This is a genomic window from Micromonospora phytophila, assembly GCF_023656545.1.
Lineage (GTDB): Bacteria > Actinomycetota > Actinomycetes > Mycobacteriales > Micromonosporaceae > Micromonospora > Micromonospora phytophila.
In genome coordinates, this window is the sequence record NZ_JAMOKF010000536.1 from 1 (window position 1) to 2344 (window position 2344).

The following is a 2344-nucleotide window of genomic DNA, read 5'->3' on the forward strand; positions in this document are numbered from 1 at the left end:
GCAGCCGGTCCCGGAGCGAGGCGACGATGGTGCCGAAGTCGCGGTACGAGCGCCCGGTGGGGCCCGGCCCGCCGGCGAAGAGCGTGTCGCCGGTGAACACCACGCCGAGCCGAGGCGCGTGGAAGCTGCACGCGCCGGGGCTGTGGCCGGGGGTGTGCAGCACGGTGAGGGTGGTGCCCGCCACCTCGACGGTCGTCCCGTCGCGCAGTTCCCCGCCCGGGGGATCCTCCGGGTGCACCAGGTCCCAGAGCACCCGGTCGGCGGGGTGCAGCAGCACCGGCGCGCCGGTGGCCCGGGCCAGCGCCGGGGCGACCCGGACGTGGTCGTCGTGGGCGTGGGTGGCCAGGACGGCCTTCACCCGCCGGCCACGGATCACGGCCAGGATGGCGTCGACGTCGTGCGGGGCGTCGACGACGACGCACTCGGCGTCGTCGCCCACCACCCAGACGTTGTTCTCGACGTCGAACGTCTGCCCGTCCAGGGAGAAGGTGCCGGAGGTGACGGCGTGGTCGACGCGGGCCGCCATCAGAAGACCACCACCGAACGCAGCACGTCGCCGCGGTGCATCCTGCTGAACGCCTCCTCGACCTGGTCCAGCGCGATCTCCTCGGTGACGAAGGCGTCCAGGTCGAGGCGACCCTGAAGGTAGAGCTCGGTCAGCATCGGGAAGTCGCGGCTGGGCAGGCAGTCGCCGTACCAGCTGGACTTGAGCGCGCCGCCGCGGCCGAAGACGTCGAGCAGCGGCACCTCGACGGTCATCTCCGGGGTCGGTACGCCGACCAGCACGACGGTGCCGGCCAGGTCCCGGGCGTAGAAGGCCTGTTTCCAGGTCTCCGGTCGGCCGACCGCGTCGATCACCACGTCGGCCCCGAAGCCGCCGGTGGCGGCGCGGATCGCCTCGACCGGGTCGTCCTCGGCGGCGTTGACCGTGTGGGTGGCGCCGAACTTCCGGGCCCAGTCGAGCTTGCGGGAGTCCCTGTCCACCGCGATGATCGTCGTCGCGCCGGCCAGCACGGCACTGGCGACGGCCGCGTCCCCGACGCCGCCGCAGCCGATCACGGCCACCGAGTCGCCCCGGGTGACCCCGCCGGTGTTCATCGCCGCGCCGAGGCCGGCCATCACCCCGCAGCCGAGCAGGCCGACCGCCGCCGGCCGGGCCGCCGGGTCGACCTTGGTGCACTGGCCGGCGTGGACCAGGGTCTTCTCGGCGAACGCCCCGATGCCCAGGGCCGGGGCGAGTTCGGTGCCGTCGGTGAGGGTCATCTTCCGGGACGCGTTGTGGGTGTCGAAGCAGTACCAGGGTCGGCCCCGGCGGCAGGCCCGGCACACCCCGCAGATCGCCCGCCAGTTCAACACCACGAAGTCGCCCGGCGCGACCGAGTCGACCCCCTCCCCGACCTGCTCGACGACGCCGGCGGCCTCGTGACCGAGCAGGAACGGGTAGTCGTCGTTGATGCCGCCCTCGCGGTAGTGCAGGTCGGTGTGGCAGACGCCGCAGGAGTGGATCTTGACGATCGCCTCGCCCGGCCCGGGATCGGGCACGACGATCGTGGTGACCTCGACCGGCGCGCCCTTGTGACGGGAGATGACCCCCCGGACCTGCTGGCTCACGATCTCCTCCTGCTCCACGTCGGCGCCCGCGCGCCGCCGTTGCTCGGCTCCGGGCCGCCGGGGGTACGGCGACGCCCGGTATCGCCCTCGCCGCGAACCTACCGCCGATCACCCCGGTCGGCCCAGCGACGTTTCCGACGGTTGTCGCCACCGGTTGCGGGTAGGCGGGGGCACGGTCCGGCCGTACGACGGGAGTTGCGTCATGAAGGTCAGTCATCTGCCGCTGCGGATCAGCATCGGCGCGTTCATCCTCAACTCGGGTCTGGGCAAGCGGAGTCTGGAGGGCGAGGCCCTGCAGATGACGCACGGGATGGCTGTCGGGGCGCTCCCGCAGCTCGGGCGGATCCCCGCGGAGCGGTTCGTGCCGCTGCTCTCCCGCGCGGAGATGGCCCTGGGGGCGGCGCTGCTCACCCCGGTCGTGCCCTCGGCGCTGGCCGGCCTGGGGCTGGCCGCGTTCGGCGCGGGCCTGGTGCAGCTCTACCTCAAGACGCCCGGGATGCGCGAGCCGGGCAGCCTGAGGCCCACGCAGCAGGGCATCGGCCTGGCCAAGGACGTGTGGCTGCTCGGCGCCGGCCTGACCCTGGTGCTGGACGACCTCATGCTCCGGCGCCGGCTGCGCTGACCGGGAGTCGCCCACGCTCCGCCGACCCCACGCCCCCGGCGGGACCGTGCCGGTTGCGAAAGCGGGTGACGCCGTCAGGGTCGCGGAACCGGACCGGTCAGGAGGACGCCG

General features: G+C 73.7%; 3 protein-coding genes. 1 reads left to right on the forward strand and 2 read right to left on the reverse strand.

What is annotated here, in order from left to right:
- The coding region (locus NCC78_RS30880; RefSeq protein WP_250798946.1) for an MBL fold metallo-hydrolase at positions 1 to 526 on the reverse strand (526 nt) is incomplete at its 3' end.
- A complete protein-coding gene (locus NCC78_RS30885; protein WP_250798947.1) occupies positions 526 to 1611 on the reverse strand; it encodes an S-(hydroxymethyl)mycothiol dehydrogenase in 1086 nt (361 codons plus the stop codon). The genes NCC78_RS30880 and NCC78_RS30885, both read right to left, overlap by 1 nt.
- 202 nt (positions 1612 to 1813) lie before the next feature.
- Here NCC78_RS30885 and NCC78_RS30890 point away from each other — a divergent pair, with 202 nt between their 5' ends.
- Positions 1814 to 2233, forward strand: coding sequence for a hypothetical protein (locus tag NCC78_RS30890; protein WP_250798950.1), 420 nt, complete (start codon positions 1814 to 1816; stop codon positions 2231 to 2233).
- Positions 2234 to 2344: the final 111 nt, after the last annotated feature.